This window comes from Sphingopyxis sp. CR5 (assembly GCF_059693785.1).
In genome coordinates this window covers 192,755-215,704 of record NZ_JCATIE010000008.1, presented here as the reverse complement: position 1 = coordinate 215,704, position 22,950 = coordinate 192,755, and the positions used below count along the sequence as shown (strand labels likewise).

The window sequence follows — 22,950 nt, the reverse complement described above, 5'->3', positions numbered from 1 at the left end:
CATCATCATGCATCTCAAAGGCAAGACGGCGCTCGTCACCGGATCGACTTCGGGTATCGGGCTCGGCATCGCCAAGGCGCTGGCGACCGAGGGGGCGAACATCGTCATCAACGGTTTTGGCGATGCCGACGCCATCGAAACGGAACGCGTGGGATTGGAAAGACTCAATGGCGCCAAAGCCGCCTACGATAGCGCGGACCTGACCAAGGCCGACGAAATCGGCGAGATGTTCGCGCGCGCCGACAAGGATCTGGGCGGGGTCGACATCCTCGTGAACAATGCCGGGACCCAGTTCGTCTCGCCGATCGAGGATTTTCCGCCCGAAAAATGGGATCTGATCCTGGCGCTGAACCTGTCGTCGTCCTTTCACACCATCCGTCACGCCGTGCCGGGGATGCGCAAGAAGGGGTGGGGGCGGATTATCGGCACCGCGTCGGCGCACTCGCTTGTCGCCTCTCCGTTCAAATCGGCCTATGTCGCAGCCAAGCACGGACTTGCCGGGCTGACCAAGACCGTTGCGCTGGAGGTGGCCGAGGCGGGCATCACCGCCAACTGCATCAGTCCGGGATACGTCTGGACGCCGCTCGTCGAAGGACAGATTCCCGACACGATGAAGGCGCGTCACATGACGCGCGAACAGGTGATCAACGATGTCCTGCTGGCTGGGCAGCCGACGAAGCAGTTCGTCACCGTGGAGCAGGTTGCGGCGCTTGCGGTCTTCCTGACGCGCGACGAAGCGGCAAATATCACCGGAGCCAATCTGAGCGTCGACGGCGGCTGGACCGCCGCCTGATCTCCTTTTTCCTGTCCCGGTCTTGAGCAATGTGACCCCTTATCCTAAGGTTAACGCATATGGGGCCGGGAGTAGATATGATGTGGGGTCGCGCGAAATATATGTTCCTCGCGGCGGGGCTTGGCCTCGCCGCGTGCCAGACGGTGCCGCCGATGCCGACATCGGCCGCCGACACGCCCGCCGCAGGGACGTGGCGGGCCACCGCCACCGAACAGGACCGGATGCGGATACGGAACTGGTATCGCAGCTGGCAGGCGGCGCTGGCCGACGCGCAGGCGAAGGGATATGGGGCCGACATCGAACGCGAAGGGGTGGTGTTGCAGCCGACGGCTGCGCTCCCCAATCCCTATCTGCCGGCGGGCGATTATCGCTGCCGAACGGTCAAGGTCGGTGCGCAGCGCGGCACGCTCGGCTATGTCGCCTATGACTGGTTTCGGTGCCGCGTCGCGGAAGAGCAGGGCCTTGTCAGCCTGACCAAGCTGACGGGGTCGCAGCGTCCCGTTGGCCTGATTTTTCCCGATAATCTGAAACGGCAGGTGTTTCTCGGCACGCTGGAACTCGGCGATGAGGAGATGCCGGTCAGCTATGGCAACGACCGGATGCGCGATATGGCCGGGCTGGTCGAACGCATTGGCGACAATCGCTGGCGGCTCGTGCTGCCGGCACCGGCCTATGAATCGTTGCTGGACGTGATCGAACTGGTTCCGGCCAACTGACAATTTGCACAAGGGGGCGACTATGCGAGTTTTGTGGACAGGTCTTGCGGCGCTGGCACTCGGCCTGCCGGCGTCGGCGCAAACATTGGGCGAACAGGTGAAGGCCGAGATGCCGTCGCTGATCGACATCTATGCCGACCTTCACGCGCATCCCGAACTTAGTTTCCACGAGGTTCGTTCGGCGGGAATCCTCGCGGCCGAGGCCAGAAAGCTCGGCTTCGACGTCACCGAGAAGGTCGGCGGCACCGGTGTCGTCGCGGTGATGAAGAACGGGTCGGGACCGGTGGTGCTGGTTCGCGCCGACATGGACGGCCTGCCCGTGACCGAGCAGACGGGCCTGCCCGGCGCGTCGAAGGTGCGGGTCACCACCGACGAGGGCGTCGAAACCGGCGTCATGCACGCGTGCGGCCACGATACGCACATGACGAGCTGGATCGGCGTGGCGCGGCTGATGGCGGCGAACAAGGATAAATGGTCGGGTACGCTGGTGATGATCGGCCAGCCGGCCGAGGAGCGCGGCGCCGGCGCGCGGATGATGCTGGAGGACGGCCTCTATACGCGCTTTCCCAAGCCCGAATATGCGATCGCCTTCCACGATGCGGCAGGGTTTCCCGCGGGCAAGATCGGGTACACGCCGGGTTATGCGCTCGCCAACGTCGACAGCGTCGACATCACGGTAAAGGGCGTGGGAGGGCACGGCGCCTATCCGCAAGCGACCAAGGACCCGATCGTGCTGGCCAGCCGGATCGTGACGTCCTTGCAGACCCTTGTTTCGCGCGAGGTCAGCCCGCTCGACAGCGCGGTCGTGACGGTCGGCAGTTTTCATGCCGGAGCAAAGCACAATATCATCCCCGACGAGGCGAAGCTGCAACTGACCGTGCGCAGCTACACCGACGAGGTTCGCGATCATCTGCTCGACGGTATCGCGCGCATCGCAAAGGGTGAGGGGGTCGCGGCGGGTCTTCCCGACGACAAGCTGCCGGTCGTGAAAGTCGATCGCGATGAATATACGCCTTCGACCTTCAATACGCCCGATTTCACCGAACAGATGGCATCGGTCCTGACCGCACGGTTCGGAGACCAGCGCGTCGTCAAGATGCCCCCGGTGATGGGCGGCGAAGATTTCGGGCGCTTCGCCCGCGAGGATAAGAGCATCAAGAGCATGATTTTCTGGGTGGGCGGCGTTCCGGCCGGCGAATTTGCGGCGGCGCAGAAGGACGGGCGCACGCTTCCCAGCCTGCATTCCCCTTTCTGGGCCCCCGACGCTCCGGCGGTCATCTCGACCGCAACCGAGGCGCTCACCGCATTGGCAATGAAGCTGATGGCGAAGGGCGCGTCCTAGACCTGCAGCCAACCTTCCCGCGCGCCCGCGTCCCAAATAAATTGGGCTGGACCTGTTTGCAGGGCTGTGGTGAGCAGGCGGCATGTCCGCCAATGAACCTGCTTCCGGCCTGTCGGAGTGCCTTTCCGACCGGGAAATGGAAATTCTGAATCTGTTGGTTGCCGGCCACACCGTCAAGACGATCGCCGCGCGCCTGGGCCGTTCGGAAACCTCGATCAACGAGCGATTGCGCAGTGCGCGGCGGAAGACGGGCGTTGGCAGCAGCCGCGAACTGGCGCGGCTGCTCGACCTCCAAAAAACTTGTGACGAAAAAATCGATCTTTCGAGCCGGGGCCACGCGGTGACAGATCAGGCGCACCCCGAAAAACCCGGGGTCCGTGGTTCGAAAGGAATGATCGTCATGCTGATTGCAATACCGCTGGTCGCCGCCGGATTAATGCTCGCAGCCGACCCCTCGGCCGATCGGGATGGAACAGCCGATGCCGTTTACAGCGCCGCGTCCGGGCAATTGCCGCTGGTCGGAAGCTGGTCGCTCGACGCATCGCTTATGCCCGAGAACGAACGACCCCGACGGGTCACGATGACATTCCGTGCGTCGCAAGACGGCAAATGGACGACGCGGGTCGAAATCGTCGCGCCCGACGGGTCGAGCAAGCATGCGGAATCGACGGCCGCGCTGGATGGCGTGCCCGTGCCCGTCACGGGGAATATGGAGTTCATCGACACGGTGGCTCTGCGCCAACCGGCGCCGGACACATTGGTGATGACGCTGGGCAAGGCTGGCGCGCGGGTTTCGACGCGCGTCTATACCGTCGCCAAGGATTCGAAATCCATGACCGAAACGATCGTCTGGTCCAGCAACCAGCAGGAGAAACTGGAAACGGCGCATTTTAATCGCGTTTCCTGATCGCGCCCCGACCGTCTTCAGCGGCATCGTCCGGGGCCATGAAGAAATGCCGGTTTTCACGCTGTTCGTGGGCTGCGAGGTCGCAGACGCCGAACATGTATAATGCCCCCCTCCCGACTTCCGGCCTCCCGGGCTTGCCCCCGGGAAGCCGATTTTGCTCCCTCCGCGATATTGAACCGACGAGCGCGGCGCGAGGGTCTTGCACGCTGCGGGCGGGCTTCCTACATAATGTTCATGCGGGCCGGGCCCCTCTGGCGTCCACGGAAGTTTCTTCCGAGGCGTGATGTCGGACCGCATCGGGTGACACCGATGCCTCTGGCGGCCCACCTCCCCCCTACCAAGGGCTTCCGGTATCGGCGTCACCTGTTTTTTGAGCTCGCTCATACAGGAGGCCATATGTCTGTACATGCCCACATCTATCGCCTGACGGTGCTGCATCGTCGTCTGGACGACGCGGTACGGCGCGAAGCGCGCCTGAGCGGCGGCGATCCGTTCCGGGTGCTTCGGCTCAAGAAGCTGAAGCTCGCGGTCAAGGATCGCCTCGCCTCGCTGATGCGCCGACCGGCCATCGCGGTTTAATTTTCAGCGGATCGAATTGCAGGGCGCGTCGCCATTCGGCGGCGCGCCCGCCTTGCGTGGAATGGGATCATGGATTTTCTGTTTATCGACTGGCTCGGCACCCCGCTGTGGTTCTGGCTCGCCTTTCTGGGTCTGGTCGTCGCCCTCACTGCCTTCGACCTCGGCATCCTGCACAAGGAAAACAGGGAAATGGGCATCGGAGAAAGCCTCAGGCTTTCGGCAATGTACATCGGCATCGCGATCATGTTCGGCGGCTGGATATGGGCGGCGAAGGGCGGCGAAGCGGGGATGCAATATTTCACCGGCTTTTTCATCGAAAAGGCGCTTTCGATCGACAATATCTTCGTGATTTCCTTGATCTTCGCCACGTTCGCGATCCCGGCGCGCTTCCAATACCGGGCGCTGCTGTGGGGCATCATGGCGGTGATCGTGCTGCGCGGAATCATGATCGCGGGTGGCGCGGCGCTGGTCACCCAATATGGCTGGCTGCTCTATATATTTGCGGCTTTCCTGATCTTGACCGGCATCAAGATGCTGTTCGCCGGCGAGAAACCGATGGACGTCGCGGGCAATCCCGTGGTCGGATGGCTGTCGCGCCATATTCCGATCACGCAGGACCTGCACGGCGAAAAATTCTTCGTTCGCGTGTCGGACGAAAAGACGGGAAAGTTGGCGCTCGCAGCGACGCCGTTGTTCCTCGCGCTGGTCGTCATCAATCTCGCCGACCTCGTGTTCGCGGTCGACAGCGTTCCGGCGATCTTCGCCATCACCACGGACACCTTCATCGTCTACACGTCGAACATCATGGCAATTTTAGGCTTGCGCGCGCTCTATTTCGCGCTCGCGGCGATGGTCCACCGTTTCCACTATCTCAAATATGCGCTGGCGCTGGTGCTCGTGTTTATCGGGTCGAAGATATTCGTCGCCGATTTCGTGATGGGAGGCGGAAAATTCCCGCCGCTGGTCAGCCTGGGCGTTACGATCGGGCTGATTGCGGGCGGGGTGATCTGGTCGCTGGTCAAGACGCGTGACGGCGGGCAGGGGGAAGCGGCGCGGTGATTCAGACCGCGAGCACGAGCGTATCGTCCGCCTTTGGCGGCTCGGCTTCGTAACCGGGCAGCGGATCGAATTCCTGCTCGAGCAATTCGACGGCGCTGAGGCCGCCGAGCTTGAAATGTCCAAGCCGCGGATCTTCGTCCGAGCGGATGCTCTTGGCGGGATTGAGGGCGCTCACGAACAGGTCGCCGTGCCGTTCGAACATCAGGTGGGGAGCAAGGGTCAGGCGCGCGCCATTGTAATCGGCCGCGACCATCCGCTTGGTCGCAATCGCTTGCAACAGGGTCATGCGGGTATCGTTGTGCATCGCATCATAATGCACGGACGGCGCGGAGTGGCAAGAGGGGATAAAAATGCCCGCCGGATGTGCAAGGACATCCGGCGGGCAGGCTTTCCTCCCCAGGAAAGCTCGGGAGGCGCGGGGGGCAACGAAATCCCCCGCGCCAAGCTCATGGGATCAGGCAGCGAACTGGTTCATCGTATTGTCCTTGCCCGCGGCCTTCAGCGCGGCTTCGCCGGCGAAATATTCCTTGTGATCGTCGCCGATATCGCTGCCGCTCATATTCTGGTGCTTCACGCAGGCGATGCCCTGGCGGATCTCGGCGCGCTGGACGTTCTTGACATATCCCAGCATCGCTTCGTCGCCGAAATATTCCTTCGCCAGATTGTCGGTCGACAGCGCGGCGGTGTGATAGGTCGGCAGCGTGATCAGGTGATGGAAGATGCCCGCGCGCCTCGCGGCATCGCGCTGGAAGCTGCGGATGCGGTCGTCGGCCTCGGATGCGAGCTCGCTGCCGTCATAATCGACGCTCATCAGCTTGGCGCGATCATAGGCGCTGACGTCCTTACCCTCCTTTTTCCATGCGTCGAACACCTGTTGGCGGAAGTTCAGCGTCCAGTTGAAGCTCGGCGAGTTATTATAGGCGAGCTTCGCATTGGGCACGACCTCGCGGATACGGTCGACCATGCCGGCAATCTGTTCGATGTGCGGCTTTTCGGTCTCGATCCAGATCAGGTCGGCGCCGTTCTGCAGGCTGGTGATGCAGTCGAGCACACAGCGGTCCTCGCCGGTTCCGGGGCGGAACTGATAGAGGTTCGAGGGCAGGCGCTTCGGGCGCACCAGCTTGCCGCCCCTATTGATCAGCACATCGCCGGGATTGCCCGCGCCGCTGACCTCTTCGCAATCGAGGAAGCTGTTATACTGGTCGCCAAGATCGCCCGGTTCGCGCGTGAAGGCGATCTGCTTGGTGAGGCCCGCACCCAGGCTGTCGGTGCGCGCGACGATGACGCCATCCTCGACGCCCATTTCCATGAACGCATAGCGGAGCGCGCGGATCTTTTGCAGGAAATCCTCGTGCGGCACGGTGACCTTGCCGTCCTGGTGGCCGCACTGCTTTTCGTCCGAAACCTGATTTTCGATCTGCAGCGCGCAAGCGCCGGCCTCGATCATCTTCTTGGCGAGCAGATAGGTCGCCTCGGCATTGCCGAAGCCTGCATCGATATCAGCGATGATCGGCACGACATGGGTTTCGTGATTGTCGATCGCGTGCTGGATCTGCTTCGCCTTGACTTCGTCACCCGCGGCGCGCGCAGCGTCGAGGTCGCGGAACAGACCGCCGAGTTCGCGTGCGTCGGCCTGGCGCAGGAAGGTGTAGATTTCCTCGATTAGCTCCGGAACGCTGGTCTTTTCGTGCATCGACTGGTCGGGCAGCGGGCCAAACTCGCTGCGCAGCGCCGCGATCATCCAGCCCGAGAGGTAGATGTAGCGCTGCTTGGTCGTGCCGAAATGCTTCTTGATCGCGATCATCTTCTGCTGAGCAACAAAGCCATGCCAGCAGCCGAGCGACTGGGTGTAGTTGGCGGGGTCGGCGTCATAGGCCGCCATGTCGGCGCGCATGATGCGCGCGGTGTAGCGGGCGATGTCGAGGCCGGTCTTGAACTTGTTCTGGGCGCGCATGCGGGCGACGTTCTCGGCACCGATCGCGTCCCAGCGACCATCCTGGTCGCGGATCAGGCGGCCGGCTTGCGCCATGTCTTCGGTGTAGCTCATCGTCTTTGTCCTTGGCTGCGCCGCGGGGGCGGTTGGGATGAGCCGAAGGTGCCGAAAGTGCCGCGCAATGTGAAAAGCTTTGTGAATAATTCTTGTGAAATATGCCGTAAAAGTGCAAAATGAGATGTGAATTAGTAAAGAAAGTTACAAGCTATGGCGGAGCGGCGGGTGTTTGCAGGGCCGGCGGTGCGGCGGTTGCGGCGCGAGGCGGGGATGACGCAGGCGGCGATGGCCGAGGCGCTCGACATTTCGCCGAGCTACCTCAACCTGATCGAGCACGGCCAGCGCCCGCTGTCGGCGACGGTGATCGTGCGGCTGGCCGAACGGTTCGGGTTCGACGCCGCGCGGCTCGGCGGCGAAGAGGTGCCCGGCGGGCTCGCGGGCCTGCGGCGGCGGCTTGCCGATCCGCGCTTCGCCGACCTGGGCATCGCCCCGCACGAGGTCGAGGAATGGTTGCAGGCCGCCCCCGCGACCGCCGCCGCCTTTGCCCGCCTGTTCGACGCCGGCGGCGAAGCGGCGGCGGCGCCCGCACTTGCCGATGCGCCCGAAGTTGCCGCGGTACGCCGCGCGATCGAGAAATGGCGCAACCATTTCGCCGATCTCGACGCCAAGGCCGAGGAATTGGCCGACGAATTGCGCCTCGCCGGCGGCGACCTGTACGGCACGATCGCCGAGCGGCTGCGCACCCGCCACCAGCTTGGTATCCGGATATTGCCCGCCGACGTGATGCCCGACCGGCTGCGCTGGCTCGACTGGCACGCGCGGCAGCTGATGCTGAACGAACTGCTGCGCCCCGCGAGCCGCACCTTCCAGGCGGCGGCGACGCTTGCACAGATGGAAGCGAAGGACGAGATCGACGCGCTCGTCGCGGGCGCCGAGTTCGCGGAGAGCGCCGCCGCACGGCTGTTCGAGCGCCATCTGATCCAATATTTCGCCGCGGCGCTGATGATGCCCTATGGCCGTTTTCTGCGCGCGTGCGATGCGACGGGGTACGACCTGTTGCTGCTCCAGCGGCGCTTCGGCGCGGGGTATGAGCAGGTCGCGCACCGGCTGACCACGCTTCAGCGGGTCGGCGCGCGCGGGCTGCCCTTCTTCATGCTGCGCATCGACCGCGCGGGGCAGGGGAGCAAGCGGTACAGCGGTGCGAGCCAATCGCCGCTCACGGACGGCGACACGCGCTGTCCACTGTGGGGCGTGCACGAAGCCTTTGCGCGGCCGGGGGAAGTGATCGCCGATCTGGTCGAGCTGGAGGACGGATCGCGCTGGTTCACCCAGAGCCGCAGCGTCGCAGCGCCCGGCGCGACGGGCAGCGGCCCGCCCGCGCGCTTCGCGGTCTGCGTCGGCGTCGATGCGAAAGTCGCCGCGCCGCTGACCGCCGCGCGCGGCATCGACCTGATGCGCGCGCCCGCGACCGCGATCGGACTGGGGTGCCGGCGCTGCACGCGCAGCGGCTGCATCCAGCGCTCGATGCCGCCACTCGGCCGCACGCTGCGCTTCCGCGAGGGCGAGCGCGGCGTGTCGGCGTTCGATTTCGCCGGGGATTAGGGGCGGGGCGAGGGAGCGGCGAGAGGCGCGTCCCGTTGCCGTCGTCGCAGATTTGTTCCGGTTCGGTCACGAACGGCGGAGTGCGGTGGATTCGAGACATTAACCTAACCCTTCCTACCCCCTCCTCTTCAGAGGAGGGGCAGCGAGACTTACGCGCTTTGCGCGTTAGTCGCAGCGGGGTGGTGCGCCTTCACCGGCCCCACCACCCCAAACCCCTCCTCTGAAGAGGAGGGGCTTAAGAAGGACTGCAACCGATCGTTTCCCGCCAACCCTCCCTGTCGCGTAACGACGGGGAAGGAGACCGCTCGCGCAGCAAGTGGTGGAGGGGCCGCGACCTCGCGCCATTAGCCCCTGCGTCGGCGCGTCGCGCTGCCTGCGGCACAGGGAGGACCAATGGCCGCGGCGGGCCGGACGCGGATATCCCCCTGGTGATTTAAGTCCCCGCTTTTCGTGCCGTTATCCCTCTTTCAGGGCAATCGCGCGCACGGGACCCAGGGTGCATGCTACACAGGATCAGTCCGGAGGATGTCGAGATCGGGATGCTCGTCCACGCCTTTGAAGGGTCGTGGTTCGATCATCCGTTCTGGCGCCGCAATTTCAGGATCTCCTCGCTCGACGACGTGATGCGTATCCGCAATTCGCGGATCGAAGGGCTGGTGATCGATACCGAGCGCGGCGATATCGCGCCCGAAGCGCCGTTGCCCGTCGCGCCGCCGCTGCGCGGAGGCAAGGGGGGCGGAAGGCGGCGCGGCGCGGCGCGCACGGCACCGTCGCTGGCGCTCCGCTACGACGCCNCCGTTGCCCGTCGCGCCGCCGCTGCGCGGAGGCAAGGGGGGCGGAAGGCGGCGCGGCGCGGCGCGCACGGCACCGTCGCTGGCGCTCCGCTACGACGCCGGCGAACCGTTGTTGCCGCCGCCCGCACCACCGCGCGAGGCGACGCTGCGGCGGACCGGCTATCGCGCCGAGCGTCGCCGCGCGCAGAAGCTGGTCGAACGGTCGGGCAAGGCGGTGCTCGACATGTTCGAGGATGCGCGGTTGGGGCGCGCCGTCACCGCCCGGCGGATGGTGCCGCTGGCGCGCGCGATCGGCACCTCGATCGAACGCGACGCAAAGGCACTGCTGAATCTGGTCCGGTTGAAGCGCAAGGACGAATATACCTATCTGCACTCGGTCGCCGTCGCCGCGCTGATGATGAACTTTGCGCGCCACCTGGACCTCGACGCCGCGGCGGTGCAGGATCTGGGGGTCGCCGGGCTGCTCCACGACGTCGGCAAGGTCGCGGTGCCGGGCACGGTGCTGAACAAGCAGGGCAGCCTGTCGGAGCGCGAGTGGCAATCGGTACGCGCGCACCCGCTGGCGGGACATCGGCTTCTGTCGCAGTCGCCCGATGTGCCGGCGGCGGCGCTGGAGGTGTGCCTGCGCCATCACGAGAAACTCGACGGGACCGGTTATCCCGGCAATATGGAAGGCGAGGCGGTCTCGCTGTTCGCGCGGCTCGGCGCAATCTGCGACGTCTATGACGCGATCACGTCCGACCGGCCGTACAAGCGCGCCTGGACCCCGGTCGAGGCGCTGTCCGAAATGCAGAAATGGTCCGGCCATTTCGACTCCAGGCTGCTCGACCGTTTTGCCGACAGCCTGGGCATATTTCCGACGGGGACGCTGGTGCGCCTGTCGACGAGCGAGCTTGGCGTCGTGGTCGAAAGCGGCGGGGAGGCGAATGAAGGCGTCGTCGTGCGGGTCTTTTTCGACTGCGAGACGCTGAACGAATGCGAGCCGTTCGACCGCTTGGTCGTTCCCGCCGACGAACATCCGCGCATCCTGTACCGCGACAGCCCGACCTTCTGGCGCTTTGTCGACTGGACCGCGATCAAATATCGCGTGCTGGGCGCGCGGGCCGGCGGGGACGCCGGATAGCGCGGGGTTGGCGCAGCGTGCGTGCCGCCTATAAAGCGATCCATGACGCCAGCGCTAGCGCGAGCGCCCCGCACAGCAGATATTGCAGCAGCCGCTTCGGTCGCCGCGCCGGAAAGGCGATGGCGGCGGCCGGGATCGCGGCGCTTGCGATCCAGAAGATCGCGGTGAGCGGCGCGGCGTTTCCGATCAGCAGGCGGGCGAGGAAGGCCAGCGCGAGCGCGAGCGGCACGCCCCAGATCACGCCGTCCCAACCGGCGCGCAGCCGGGGTTCGTGGAGGCCGCGGCGTGCCCGCTTGCCGAGCCAGATCGAGGTGCCTGTCGCGACGACGACGGTCAGCGCGAGGCCGAAGACGATATAGGCGAGCTTGACCGGCAGGCCGCCGTAATTGCCGAAATGAAGGTTATAGGTCGATGCCGCCATCTGGCGCCCGAGCGGGCCGTCGGACAGGCCGACGGTGCCCTGAAACCGGCCGTCGGCGTCGAAATCATAGGCTTCGCCATAGATCAGGCGCTGCGGATGCTCGGCGAGGATCTGGACATGCTGACCGCGCGTCTGCGGGTCGTGGACGACGACATAGGTTGGGCGCACATCGGGATGCTGCGCCGCGATCCATGCGAGTGGGGCGGCGACGTTCGCGAGCGGCGCCGGGCGCGGGTCGGGTTCGGCCTCGCCGCCGAAGATCGGGGCATAGGCAGCCTCGACATCGCCGTCGTAGAAGGCGGTGGCGAGCCCCCACGCGCCGATCGAGCCGAGCCCGATCATCGCCCCGGTCAGGGCGATCGCGAGCGCGAAGGGCAGCGTCCAGACGCTGAGCCGGTTGTGCCAGTCGGCGAGCCCGACGCCCTGATGATCGCGAGCGCGCAGGCGAAAGGCGTCGCGAAAGATCCGCGGGTGTGCGATGACTCCGGACAGCGACAGCGCGACGATCATCACCCCCAGCATGCCGACGATCGTCATGCCGACAAGGCCGGGGATGTTGAGCGCATAATGGGCGCCGAGGAGGAATTCGGACCAGGCATTTTCCTCTGGCCCGGCGAGGGTGCCGTCGGAATTGACGTGAAAGGCGCGATGGTCGGTGGTGATCGTCGTGCGCGGCAGGTCGGGGACCGGCATATGGACGTAGAGATGCGTCGTCGGCGGCTTGTCGGCGTCGGCCGCGAGTGCCGCGGCCACCGCCCGCTGGACCGCATCGGGGGCGATCGCGCCCATTTCGGGGGCGTCCGGCTGTTCGATCCGCTGCCACTCCTGATAGAAGACGACGACGGTTCCGGTCAGGCAGACCAGATAGAGAAGCGCCGAGGCGAGGAGACCGATGGCGGCGTGCGCGTGGAGCGCGCGCTGGACCGTGCCCTTGGCGATGGGCTGGGTCATGCGCCGGCTCCGATCCAGATCAGGCCGAGCCCCGCGACGGCCGGGACGGCGAGCCACAGATATTGGTCGCGGCGGCGCGGCAGCATCAACAGCGCGAAGGCGAGGAGGCTCCAGACAAGCGGCAGAAGGAGGAGGGCGAGGCCGGTGCCGTCGGCCTCTGCCGCGCCGGCGAGCATCGCCGCGGCGCGCGCGCCGAGCGCGACGAGCATCGCGGCGGCGAGCGCGAACGGCACGGTGATCGCGAAGGTCAGCAGGCGGCGGCCGATATGCCGGGGCTCACCGCGTTCGGGCAGGATATGCGCCTTGCGGTCCGAAGCCCGCACCCTGGCCGGGCGCGACGTCGCGGCGGCCTGGACGAGGAGCAGCGTCGCGGCGGTCATCGCGAACAGCGAAACGATCGAGACGCCCCAGGCGCCATTGCCGGCGCCGCCAAGGACCGCCCCCGCAAGAAGCAGGAACCAGGCGATGCCATTCTGCGCCGCCGAGCGCCGGGGCAGGCCCCAGGCGCGGCGGAGCAGCAGCACCCCCGCGACCGCGATCGCCGACCCGGCCCAGACGAGAGGCGAGGCGGCGGTCACCGGAAGCGGTAGCCGACCGTCGCCATCACGTTGCGCGGCGCGCCCATGAAACAGTCGCCGCGCGCAAGGCACGAGGCATAGAAGCGGTTGTCGAGAAGGTTCGTCGCATTCACCGCAAAGCGCCACTTGTCCCACGTGATCTCGGCCAGCGCGTCGACGGTGGTGTTGCCGGGCGTGGTGATGTTCCACGCCGGACCGTCCGACCGGCGCTTGCCGGTGTAGACGACGCCGGCGCCCAGACGCAACTGCGCCTCGCCGGGCAGGCCGAAGGTCTTGGTCGACCAGACCGACGCGATATGGCGCGGCAGATAGTCGAGGTCGGTGTTCGTCTCCGAACGGAGCTTGTTATAGCCATAGTTGACCAGCAGTTCGAAATTGCCGGGCAGCGTGTGGCTTGCCTCGAACTCGACGCCCTTGGTGGTCAGCTCGCCCGACTGGGTGGTGGAGCTGCCTTCGCCGTAAAGGACGCGATTGCGCTCCTTGATGTGAAAGGCCGTGATCGTGACCAGCGTGTCGGGTGCGGGCTGCCACTTGAATCCCGCTTCGAATTGCTTGCCGGTCTGGGGCTTGAACGGGTCGCCGATGGTTCCGTCGACGTCGGTCAGGAAGCCGGCGATCGGCAGGAAGCTCTCGGTATAGCTGAAGAAAGGCGAGATGCCGGCGCCGATCTCGCCGATGATCCCGGCGCGGAAGGTGGTGGCATGGTCGGTATTGCCCGCCGATGTCACCCGGTCGCGCCGCGCCCCGAGCACGACCGAGACGCGGTCGTAAAAGCGGATCTGGTCCTGAACATAGACGCCGAGCTGCTTTTGCGATTCTTCGGTGAACGGCCCGGTCGGATCGTAGGTCAGCAGCGCATCGCGGTCGATATCGTAGAGGTCGATGACCTCGTACCCGCCGGCGTAACGCTTGCCGACCTTGTTCCAGCTATAGTCGACCCCGACCAGCAGCTTGTGTTCGATGTCGGGACCGGTGCCGAAGCGGAGTTGCAGATTGTTGTCGGTCGAAAAGACGTTCATCCGCGCATCGCTGGCATCGGCATAGAGCCCGATCGTGCGGCGGTCGGGCCCGTAGGGATCGGTCGGGTTGCTGTAGCTGTTGGTATAATGGGTGAAATATTCGAGATCGCTGTCGATGTAGCGCGCCTTGAGGCTGAGCCGGACCGCGTCCGAAAAGTCGTGGGTGACGCTGCCCATGCCTTGCAACGAGCGACCGTTGTAGCGATCCCAGCCCGGCTTGCCGACGAAGGTGTAGCGGTCGAGCTGGCCCGGGGCGCCGGGATTGGGGCGGAAGGTGCCGACGATCGGCAGGAATTGCGACGTCGAGCCGCTGTCGTCCTCCTGGTACAGGCCGGTGAGGACGATATCGGTCGCGGGTGTCGGCTTCCAGCGGATCGACGGGGCGAACATGACGCGATCGTCGGGAACATGGTCGACATAGGTGCCCGAATCGCGCACCCGGCCGACCGCGCGCACCGCGAGCGTATCCGAGACCGCATAGTTGATGTCGCCGAGCAGTTCCTTGCGGTCGTAGCTGCCGTAGACCGCGTTCAGTTCGCCGCGGGTTTCGAAATCGGGGCTTTTCGACACGAGGTTGACGAGGCCGCCGATCGACCCCTGGCCGAAGAGCACCGACGCGGGACCGCGCACAATCTCTACCCGCGAGAAATTATAGGGGTCCGACGTGATGCTGGCGTAATAGGAGAAGATGTCGCGCATCCCGTCGCGAAACTGGAGCGCGTCGATGCCGCGGACGTTGAAGCCGTCGACGCGCGTGTCGCGGCCATAGGGATTGGCGAGGACGCCGGCGGCATATTTCACCGTGTCGCTGATGCTGATCGCGCCCTGCGCCTCGTACTGGTCGGCGGTGATGACCTTGATCGGCTGCGGAAGCTCGGTCAGCGACGTCTCGGTCTTGGTGCCGGCATAGCCGGTGACGACGATCTGGTCGCGGTCCTGATCGTCGAGCGAAGCCGCTTCGTCCGCAAACGCGTGGCCCCCGGCGAGCGTAGTGCAGGCGAGCAGGACGAAGCGAACGGATTTCATGGATGGACCCCCAATGGCGTAAAACGATGGTGCGGAGGCTCTCTAATGAGAGTCAATCGCATTAGCAATGCGGAAGTTGGATTTTGTTCGTCGGCGCGGCCCGAAACGCGAGCGCGCGCCCGGCGATGCGGCGCCGTCGCCGCGGTGTAAAATTAACCGACAGTTGAGACCTGCGGGGCTATAGCGGCCCAGTTGAAAGGGCGCGCGATTTTTCATGTTCCGGTTGTTCAAACATTATGTCCCCCACGCGGTCGTCTGGCTGGCGCTGATCGAGTTCGCGGCGCTGCTGCTGTCGGCCGAGGCGGCGTGGCACCTGTACGCCCACCAGTCGGGTTTCGACGCGGGCGCGCTGAGCGCGCGCTGGCTGCCGCTGCTGACCTTTGCGCTATCCAATTCGCTCGCGATGATGGCCGTCGGCATGTACGGCACCGAGGCGCTGCGCTGGCTGGGCTTCGCCTCCGCGCGGCTGCTCGCGGCGATATCGCTCGGCGTGATCTTCCTGTCGCTGCTGAGCTTTCTGTTGCCGGCCGCGACGTTGTGGCGCGCGAACAGTCTCTACGCGATGATCCTTGCGGTCGTCGCGATTTTCCTGATCCGGCTGGCGGCGACGCAGGTCGCGGGCGCCGATGTGTTTCGCCGCCGCATCCTGGTGCTCGGCGCCGGGCCGCGCGCGGCGCGGCTTGCAGAACTGGCGGCGCGGCAGGGCAGCGGGCTGAGCATCGTCGGGCATATCGCGATGGCCGACGCCGAGCGAGCGGTGTCCGGCGCGCTGCATCGCAGCACCGTCGCGAACCTGGCCGAACACGCAATTGCGCTGAATGCCGGCGAAGTGGTGCTGGCGATGGAGGAGCGGCGCGGCTCGCTGCCGCTGGCCGACCTGTTGCGGGTCAAGACCACCGGCGTCCATGTCAACGACATCGCAAGCTTCATCGAACGCGAAACCGGGCGGGTCGACCTGGCGACCACCAACCCGAGCGGATTGATCTTCTCGGACGGATTTTCGGCGGGCCAGCGCCTGTCCAAGGCGGGCAAGCGATTGTTCGACATCGTGGCCAGCCTGATCGTGCTGGTGGTCGGCCTGCCGCTGGTCCTGATCGCGGCCCTGGCGGTCAAGCTCGACAGCAAGGGCCCCATTTTCTATCGCCAGACGCGCGTCGGCCTGTTCGGAGCACCCTATGACGTCGTGAAGATCCGTTCGATGCGCACCGATGCCGAGGCCGCCGGCAAGGCGGTCTGGGCGAGCGAGAACGACCCGCGCATCACGCGCGTCGGGAAGATCATTCGCCAGACGCGGATCGACGAATTGCCGCAGCTGTGGTGCGTGCTGAAAGGCGATATGAGCTTTGTCGGGCCGCGTCCCGAGCGCCCGTCCTTTGTCGAGGAACTGACCCGCGACCTGCCCTTCTATGCCGAACGGCATATGGTCAAGCCGGGGCTGACCGGGTGGGCGCAGATCAACTATCCCTATGGCGCCTCGGTAGAGGATGCGCGCGCGAAGCTGGAATATGACCTGTATTACGCGAAGAATTATTCGCCGTTTCTCGACCTGCTGATCCTGCTCCAGACCGTCCGCGTCGTGCTGTGGCCGGAGGGGGTTCGCTGAGGTGACGGCGCTTGCCGCCCTTTCGGAAATCCTGTCGGGCGCAGTGCTGGCGGGGTTCACCGTCCTGACGCTGTGGCTGCTCAGCCGGCCGCGCGCGCGGCTGGCGATCCTGGTCCCGGCTCCGCGCTGGCTGGTCGCGGCGGCGGCGGCGACCGCGCTGTGGTATCTGCTCGTTTACGCCTTCGGCCCCGGATCGCCGCAGGGACTGGCGGGCCGGGCGCTGCGCAATATCGCATGGCTCGGCTGGCTGGGGGCGACCTTTTGGACCGCACAGGCGCCGATGTCGCAGCCGTTGCGCCTGATCCAGCGCCTGCTTCTGACCCTGTGCCTGGTCGCGGCGGTGGGGGGCGGTGCGGCGCTGCTGTTCGCGGGGACGCGGCTTGCCCCCTGGATGGAGCCGGGACTCGCGATCGTCGCGATGATCGTTTCGTCGGGCGGCCTGCTGCTGGTCGATACCGGCGTACGGCACGGCAGCGCGGGGCTGCGCATGCCGGTGCTCGCGGTCGCGGGCGGCTTTGCGATGCTGTGGGCCTATGAGCTCAACGTCCAGCTGATCGGCGCGCTGACCGGGCGCGAAGCCGAGACCCTGATCCTGTTGTCGCCCGCGGTCGCGCTGCTTCTGTTGCCGACATTCGTCCTCTCCGCGATGGACGTCGGCCGCGAGCGGATGCGGTTGTCGCGTGCCGCGGCGATGCGCGCGATCGCGCTGGTCTGCGCGGCGGCCTATCTGGTCCTGATCGGGCTCGCGGGGGCGGTGGCGCGGCTGATCGGCGGCGATTATGGCGAACTGGCGCAGGGGCTGTTCCTGATCGTCGCCCTGGGCGCGGGAACCTTGCTGTTCGCATCGCATCGCGCGCGCGGCTGGTTGTCGGTAACGATATCCAAGCATTTCTTCGAGCATCGTTACGATTACCGAACCGAGTGGATGCGCTTCACCGCGACGCTGGGCCAGCCCGACGCGAGCGCCGCGGGCGAGGGCGACAGCAAGCTGTATCGCCGGGTCGCGAAGGCACTGGCCGAACTGACCGGCAGTCCGGCCGCGCTGTTGATGCTGCCCGACCCGCAGGGCGGCTTTCGCATCGCCGATCAATGGCATTGGCCGACGGGAACCGACGAGACCGCCGAATTGTCGCTGCGCTGCGCCTTCATGCTTCAGGAGACCCAGCATATCGTCGACCTGGACGTGGTGCGCCGGGGCGGCGAAGCGGACAACGATCTGGCGCTCCCCGCATGGCTGATCGAGGACGGGCGCGCGTGGGTCGTGGTGCCCGTCCTGCATTTCGGACGGATGATCGCGCTCGCGGTGCTGCACCGGCCCGAAGTCGCGCGGGCGCTCGACTGGGAGGACCTCGACGTGCTGCGCATCGCCGGGCAGCAGGCGGCGAGCTATATCGCCGAATCGCAGAGCCAGGCGGCGCTGTCGGAAGCGCGGCGATTCGACGAATTCAACCGGCGCTTTGCCTTCATCATGCACGACATCAAGAATCTGGCGAGCCAGCTGGCTCTGCTGGCGCGCAACGCCGAGCGTCACGCCGACAAGCCCGAGTTCCGCGCCGACATGGTCGAGACGCTGAAACTGTCGGCGGGCCGGCTGAGCGGGCTGCTCGCCCGTCTGTCGCCGCGTGACCGGGGGCGTCCCAACGAAGCGGCGCGCGTGCTGGTCGAACCGCTGCTGACTTCGGTCGCGGCGCAGATGCGACCGCGGCGGTCCCTGTTCGTCGGATGCGAAACCGGGCTGGCGGCATGGGCCGACAGCGACGCGGTGCGCCAGATCATCGAGCATCTGGCCACCAACGCGATCGACGCCTCGCCCGCCGAAAGCGCCGTGCAACTGCTCGCCGCAAAGGAGAGCGGGCGGGTACGGATCGATGTGGTCGACCAGGGATGTGGGATGAGCCGCGATTTCATCCGCGACGAGCTGTTCAAGCCCTTTGTGTCGACGAAGGAGGGCGGTTTCGGGCTGGGCGCGTTCGAGGCGCTGGGCCTCGCGCAATCGATGGGCGGAACGATCGAAGTGGCGAGCGAGGCGGGGCAGGGCAGCCGCTTTACCCTGTGGTTGCCGCTGGCGGACATGAAGGGCGCCGACGGCGCCGGCGAAGACTGGATGAAAGTGGCATCATGAAGAGCGAGGGGACCGAAGCGCCGCGCAAGCTGCTGGTCGTCGAGGACGATCCCGGACTGCAGACGCAGCTCAAATGGGCGTATGACGACTATCAGGTGCTGATCGCGGGCGACCATGACAGCGCGATCGACCTGCTGCGCGCCGAAGAGCCCGCGGTCGTGACGCTTGACCTGGGATTGCCGCCCGATCCCGACGGAACGCGCGAGGGGTTCCGCGTGCTGAAGGCGATCCTGGAGATCAAGCCCGATACCAAGGTCATCGTCGTGTCGGGACATGGCGAACGCGCGAGCGCGCTGGCGGCGATCGCCAGCGGCGCGTGGGATTTCTATCAGAAGCCCATCGATATCGAAGAGCTGGGCCTGATCGTTCGCCGGGCCTTTCACGTCCGCGACCTGGAAGTGGAGAATGCCCGGCTGGCCGAGGCCGGCGCGGCGGACAACCGCGTGCTCGGCGGGATGATCACCGGCGCGCCCGAGATGCTGAAGGTCGCCCGCACGATCGAACGCGTTGCGAACCTGGGCGTTTCGGTGATGCTGCTGGGCGCGAGCGGGACGGGCAAGGAATTGCTCGCGCGCGGCTTGCACGAGGCGAGCGGGCGGCGCGACGGCGCCTTTGTCGCGATCAACTGTGCCGCGATTCCCGAAAATCTGCTCGAAAGCGAATTGTTCGGGCACGAGAAGGGGGCCTTTACCGGGGCGGTCAAGACGACCGAGGGCAAGATCGAGCTGGCGCACGGGGGAACGCTGTTCCTCGACGAGGTCGGCGACATTCCCCTGCCGCTGCAGGTCAAGCTGCTCCGCTTCCTTCAGGAGCGGACGATCGAGCGGATCGGCGGGCGCAAGCCGATCGCGGTCGACACGCGGATCGTGTGCGCGACGCACCGCGACCTCGACGCGATGATCGCCGAGGGAAGTTTTCGCGACGACCTCTATTACCGGCTCGCCGAAATGGTGGTGAAGATTCCCGCGCTGGCCGAGCGTCCGGGCGACGCGGTGCTGCTGGCGCGCCATTTCCTGCACCAATATGCGCCCGAGATGAACCCGGCGGTGCGCGGCTTTGCGCCCGACGCCCTGCAGGCGATCGACGAAGCGCGCTGGCCCGGCAATGTCCGCGAACTGGAAAACCGCATCAAGCGGGCGGTGATCATGGCCGACGGCAAGCAGGTCGTGAAGGACGACCTGGACCTGGCGGCGGGCGCGGACGATGACGAAGCGACGTGGCTGAACCTGCGCAGCGCGCGCGAGGCGGCCGATCGCGTCGCGATCCGCCGCGCGATGACGCAGAGCGAGGGCAATATTTCCGCCGCGGCCAAGCTGCTCGGCATCAGCAGGCCGACGCTTTACGACCTGCTCAAGCAATATCGGATGCAGGCCTGAATGAGCCTTTGCCGGGTCCGGACGGGGGCGCTGTATGCCGCGCTGCTGCTCGCCGGGTGCGGCGACGGCCAGCCCGAATCGCCGCGCGTCGCGCTCGAACGCCAGCGGACCGAACTGGCGCGGTTCGTCGCCGATCATCCCGATGCGGTGCGCGAACGCGCCGCGCTGGCGCGGATCGCCATCGAGCTCGGCGACGGCGTTGCGGCGGAGGCGGCGGTCAAGGAAGCGCTGGCGGCGGGGGGCGCGGGCGAGGTGCTGCGCCCGCTGCTCGCGCGCGCCTATGCGATGCAGGGCGAGGGCGATCGCGCGCTCGCGGCGCTCGATGCCGGGCCGATCGCGCCCGACATGGTCGGCGAAGCGGCGTGGGTCGCAGCCGATGTGCATCTGGACAATGGCGACCTGGGCGCGGCGCGCGAGGCGCTCGACCGGGCGGTGCGCGAACTGCCGCGCAACGCGGCGCTGTGGGTCGATGTCGCGCGCTTTCGCGATGCCAATGCCGACACGATGGGCGCGCGCGATGCGGCGGATTATGCGATCGAGCTCGATCCCGGCAACGGCGCGGCGCTGGCGATCAAGGCGAACCTGGTCCGCGCGCAACAGGGGCTGACGGCATCGCTGCCCTGGTACGACAAGGCGCTGGCGGCCGATCCGAGCAACGCCGGTGCGCTGATCGACCAGGCCGCGACCTTTGGCGACCTTGGCCGCTATCGCGACATGCTGGCGGCGGTGCGGCGTGCGGCGGCGGTCGCGCCGGGCGATCCGCGACTCTATTATCTGCAGGCGGTGCTCGCGGCGCGGGCCGACAACTACCGGCTCGCGCGCAGCCTGCTCCAGCGCACGCGCGGGCAGATGGACGACGAGCCGGGGGTCATGCTGCTGAACGCGGTGGTCGAGTTGCAGCTAGGCGGGCAGGCGCTGGCGGCGACCTGGGCCGAGCGGCTGATCGAGGCGCAGCCGCATAACTGGACCGCGCGGCGGATCCTGGCCGCGGCCAACTGGGTCGACGCCGACGCGGAGGCGGCGGCCGAGGCGCTCGCGCCGATCGTGACGCGCGCCGACGCCGACAGCTGGTCGCTGCTGCTGGCGGCGCGGGTTGCGGCGGAACAGGGTGATGCGCGGACGTCGGCCGACTATCAGGACCGTGCCGCGAGCCTGACGCGTGGCGATGCGGCCCCCTTTGCCGTCGACGATGATTATGCCCTGGTGACGATGGCGGCCGATGCCGCGCCGCTCGACCCGTCGAAGGCGATCCCGGCGATCTCGATGGACATCGCGCGCGGCAACCCGACGCGCGCGCTGGCCCGCGCGACGCGGCTGCGCGATGCCAATCCGGGGGTCGCCGACGCGCATATCCTGCTGGGCGATGCCGCGGTCGCCGACGACCGCCTTGTCCTGGCCGTCGCCGCCTATCGCAAGGCGCGCGACCTCGACGCGAGCGAGGAGGCGGCGCTCCGGCTCGCCAACGCGCTGTTCCGCGCCGGCGACAGCGCCGGGTCGGGGGCGGCGATCCTGGCGCTGCGCGACAGCCAGCCGTCGAGCATCGCCGCCGACCGGCTGGCCGGGCACCTGGCGATGGACCTCGAGCATTGGAGCCGGGCGATCGCGCATTTCGAGCGCGTCCGGCACCGGATCGGCGACCGCGACGTCGTGATCCTGCGCGAGCTGGCGCGGGCGCAGGTGGCGGACGGCGATGCGAAGCGGGCGTTGCGGACGATCGCGCGCGCCTATCGGCTCCAGCCGCTCAATCGCGACATCATGCTGATCTACGCCGACTTGCTCGACGGTGACGGCGATGCGAAAAATGCCGAGGCGCTGCGCGACAAGGCGGCGCAGATCGGCAAATGAGGATCAGGCGTCGCTGAGGTCGAGGAGCGTGCGTGCATCGAGCCCGATGCGGCGCATCTGGGCGGCGACCGGCGGCCACACGTTGCTGAGGAAATCCTGGCGCATCAACTCGCGCAGCCGGTCGGTCGCGCCGTCGGCGACGAACATGCCGACCCCGCGCTTGACCACGACCAGCCCCTCGTCCTGAAAGGTCTGATAGGCCTTTGCCACGGTCAGCGGGTTCGCCCCCTCTTCGGCCGCGAGCGAACGGACCGACGGGAGCATGTCGCCATCGCCATAGGTGCCATCGAGGATCGCGTTGGCGATCACGTCGCGCAGGCGTTGGTAGACGGGCTTGGACTGATCGAGCATGCCGCCTTAATGCCATAAGACAGCAGAACAGTCAAATCGCGAACCTGCCGAAAATGCGCCCGGCGGCGACATTAAATGTCCCAGTGGCTCACGACATCGTCATATTCTGGCCGGGGCCGTTCGGATAGCGGGGCGCCTGCGGTGCCGAAAAAGAAGAAGCCGACGATCGCGTCCCCCTCTTTCGCGCCGAAAGCCGCCGCGACGTCGCGGTTGAACGCCGCCCAGCCGGTCAGCCAGCTGCCGACGAAACCGTGTGAATGCGCGGCGTGGAGCAGGTTCATGCCGACCGCGCCGGCCGACATCTGTTGCTCCCACACCGGGATCTTGCTGTCGCGGACCGGGGTCGCGAGCAGGACAACGAGCGACGGTGCCTGGTGAGCGAACTGTTCGAGCGCCGAGAGGTCCATCCCTTCGGCCCCCGGATGATCGGCGATCCACGCGCGCTTGAGAAGGGCTGCGAAGGCGTCGCGCTGGTCGCCGGCGACGGTGACGATCCGCCACGGGGCGAGCTTGCCGTGATCGGGGGTGCGCAGCGCCAGCGCGACGATATCGCGAAGCTGCGCGGGGTCGGGGCCGGGAGCGACGATGTCGCGCGCCTTTCCCGAGCGGCGGGTGGCGAGGTACGAGCGGAGCGAGGCGGTGTCGTTGAACATGGCGGCGCATGTGGGTCTTTTGCGAGGGATTCGCAAGAGGTGCCGGCGCGCTCTACCTGGTTTCACACGCAATTAGATTCTTTCAATCCGTCATTTTCGC

The 22,950-nt window shown here is 66.6% G+C and carries 19 protein-coding genes and 1 pseudogene; 13 read left to right on the top strand and 7 right to left on the bottom strand.

What is annotated here, in order from left to right:
• The first annotated feature begins 7 nt into the window (after window positions 1-7).
• The 6 genes from AC58D2_RS14145 to AC58D2_RS14120 all read left to right on the top strand — a co-directional run bounded on the left by AC58D2_RS14145 (window position 8) and on the right by AC58D2_RS14120 (window position 5,396).
• Window positions 8-793: a 3-hydroxybutyrate dehydrogenase gene (locus tag AC58D2_RS14145; protein ID WP_497391396.1), complete on the top strand. Its 786-nt coding sequence runs from the start codon at window positions 8-10 to the stop codon at window positions 791-793.
• 77 nt (window positions 794-870) lie between these two features.
• On the top strand, window positions 871-1,509 hold the full coding sequence (locus tag AC58D2_RS14140) for a DUF4893 domain-containing protein (RefSeq protein ID WP_497391394.1): 639 nt from the start codon (window positions 871-873) through the stop codon (window positions 1,507-1,509).
• A gap of 22 nt (window positions 1,510-1,531) precedes the next feature.
• Entirely contained in the window at window positions 1,532-2,851 is a 1,320-nt protein-coding gene (locus AC58D2_RS14135) for an amidohydrolase (RefSeq protein ID WP_497391392.1), read from the top strand.
• A gap of 82 nt (window positions 2,852-2,933) precedes the next feature.
• Window positions 2,934-3,758, top strand: a complete 825-nt coding sequence (locus AC58D2_RS14130; RefSeq protein ID WP_497391390.1) for a helix-turn-helix domain-containing protein — start codon at window positions 2,934-2,936, stop codon at window positions 3,756-3,758.
• A gap of 396 nt (window positions 3,759-4,154) precedes the next feature.
• Complete coding sequence (locus AC58D2_RS14125; protein ID WP_497391388.1) at window positions 4,155-4,337, top strand: DUF465 domain-containing protein; 183 nt, start codon at window positions 4,155-4,157, stop codon at window positions 4,335-4,337.
• Window positions 4,338-4,406: 69 nt separating this feature from the next.
• Window positions 4,407-5,396: a TerC family protein gene (locus AC58D2_RS14120; RefSeq protein WP_497391386.1), complete on the top strand. Its 990-nt coding sequence runs from the start codon at window positions 4,407-4,409 to the stop codon at window positions 5,394-5,396.
• A gap of 1 nt (window position 5,397) precedes the next feature.
• Here the strand turns inward: AC58D2_RS14120 and AC58D2_RS14115 are convergent, their stop codons facing one another.
• Window positions 5,398-5,700, bottom strand: coding sequence for a WYL domain-containing protein (locus AC58D2_RS14115; protein WP_497391384.1), 303 nt, complete (start codon window positions 5,698-5,700; stop codon window positions 5,398-5,400).
• A gap of 150 nt (window positions 5,701-5,850) precedes the next feature.
• Window positions 5,851-7,443, bottom strand: coding sequence for an isocitrate lyase (locus AC58D2_RS14110; protein WP_497391382.1), 1,593 nt, complete (start codon window positions 7,441-7,443; stop codon window positions 5,851-5,853).
• Between the two features lie 153 nt (window positions 7,444-7,596).
• On the opposite strand from AC58D2_RS14110, the gene AC58D2_RS14105 reads away from it, so the two are divergent.
• The 3 genes and pseudogenes from AC58D2_RS14105 (at window position 7,597) to AC58D2_RS14095 (ending at window position 10,905) form a co-directional block, all read left to right on the top strand.
• Entirely contained in the window at window positions 7,597-8,988 is a 1,392-nt protein-coding gene (locus AC58D2_RS14105; RefSeq protein WP_497391380.1) for a helix-turn-helix domain-containing protein, read from the top strand.
• A gap of 500 nt (window positions 8,989-9,488) precedes the next feature.
• Window positions 9,489-9,692 (top strand): annotated as a pseudogene (locus AC58D2_RS14100) (DUF3391 domain-containing protein); the annotation flags it as partial.
• 94 nt (window positions 9,693-9,786) lie between these two features.
• Complete coding sequence (locus AC58D2_RS14095; protein WP_497391378.1) at window positions 9,787-10,905, top strand: HD-GYP domain-containing protein; 1,119 nt, start codon at window positions 9,787-9,789, stop codon at window positions 10,903-10,905.
• A gap of 28 nt (window positions 10,906-10,933) precedes the next feature.
• Here the strand turns inward: AC58D2_RS14095 and AC58D2_RS14090 are convergent, their stop codons facing one another.
• Genes AC58D2_RS14090 through AC58D2_RS14080 form a run of 3 tightly spaced genes read right to left on the bottom strand, consistent with a single transcriptional unit; the run spans window position 10,934 to window position 14,900 of the window.
• Entirely contained in the window at window positions 10,934-12,277 is a 1,344-nt protein-coding gene (locus AC58D2_RS14090) for a PepSY-associated TM helix domain-containing protein (RefSeq protein ID WP_497391376.1), read from the bottom strand.
• Window positions 12,274-12,855, bottom strand: coding sequence for a hypothetical protein (locus AC58D2_RS14085; RefSeq protein ID WP_497391374.1), 582 nt, complete (start codon window positions 12,853-12,855; stop codon window positions 12,274-12,276). Before AC58D2_RS14085 ends, AC58D2_RS14090 begins: the two co-directional genes overlap by 4 nt.
• A complete protein-coding gene (locus AC58D2_RS14080) occupies window positions 12,852-14,900 on the bottom strand; it encodes a TonB-dependent siderophore receptor (RefSeq protein ID WP_497391372.1) in 2,049 nt (682 codons plus the stop codon). The genes AC58D2_RS14085 and AC58D2_RS14080 overlap by 4 nt, the downstream gene beginning before the upstream one ends.
• Before the next feature lie 214 nt (window positions 14,901-15,114).
• Here AC58D2_RS14080 and AC58D2_RS14075 point away from each other — a divergent pair, with 214 nt between their 5' ends.
• Genes AC58D2_RS14075 through AC58D2_RS14060 form a run of 4 tightly spaced genes read left to right on the top strand, consistent with a single transcriptional unit; the run spans window position 15,115 to window position 21,846 of the window.
• Complete coding sequence (locus AC58D2_RS14075; RefSeq protein ID WP_497391370.1) at window positions 15,115-16,503, top strand: TIGR03013 family XrtA/PEP-CTERM system glycosyltransferase; 1,389 nt, start codon at window positions 15,115-15,117, stop codon at window positions 16,501-16,503.
• 1 nt (window position 16,504) lies between these two features.
• The gene (prsK, locus tag AC58D2_RS14070; RefSeq protein WP_497391368.1) at window positions 16,505-18,625 is read left to right on the top strand and encodes an XrtA/PEP-CTERM system histidine kinase PrsK; all 2,121 of its coding nucleotides are present in this window, start codon (window positions 16,505-16,507) and stop codon (window positions 18,623-18,625) included.
• Window positions 18,622-20,001, top strand: coding sequence for a PEP-CTERM-box response regulator transcription factor (gene prsR / locus AC58D2_RS14065; RefSeq protein ID WP_497391366.1), 1,380 nt, complete (start codon window positions 18,622-18,624; stop codon window positions 19,999-20,001). Before prsK ends, prsR begins: the two co-directional genes overlap by 4 nt.
• Window positions 20,002-21,846, top strand: coding sequence for a tetratricopeptide repeat protein (locus tag AC58D2_RS14060; protein ID WP_497391364.1), 1,845 nt, complete (start codon window positions 20,002-20,004; stop codon window positions 21,844-21,846).
• Window positions 21,847-21,849: 3 nt separating this feature from the next.
• On the opposite strand, the gene AC58D2_RS14055 is transcribed toward AC58D2_RS14060, so the two are convergent.
• Both AC58D2_RS14055 and AC58D2_RS14050 read right to left on the bottom strand, forming a co-directional pair.
• The gene (locus AC58D2_RS14055) at window positions 21,850-22,197 is read right to left on the bottom strand and encodes a GntR family transcriptional regulator (RefSeq protein ID WP_497391362.1); all 348 of its coding nucleotides are present in this window, start codon (window positions 22,195-22,197) and stop codon (window positions 21,850-21,852) included.
• A 71-nt stretch (window positions 22,198-22,268) separates the two neighbouring features.
• The gene (locus AC58D2_RS14050) at window positions 22,269-22,850 is read right to left on the bottom strand and encodes a nitroreductase family protein (protein ID WP_497391360.1); all 582 of its coding nucleotides are present in this window, start codon (window positions 22,848-22,850) and stop codon (window positions 22,269-22,271) included.
• Between the last annotated feature and the right edge of the window lie 100 nt (window positions 22,851-22,950).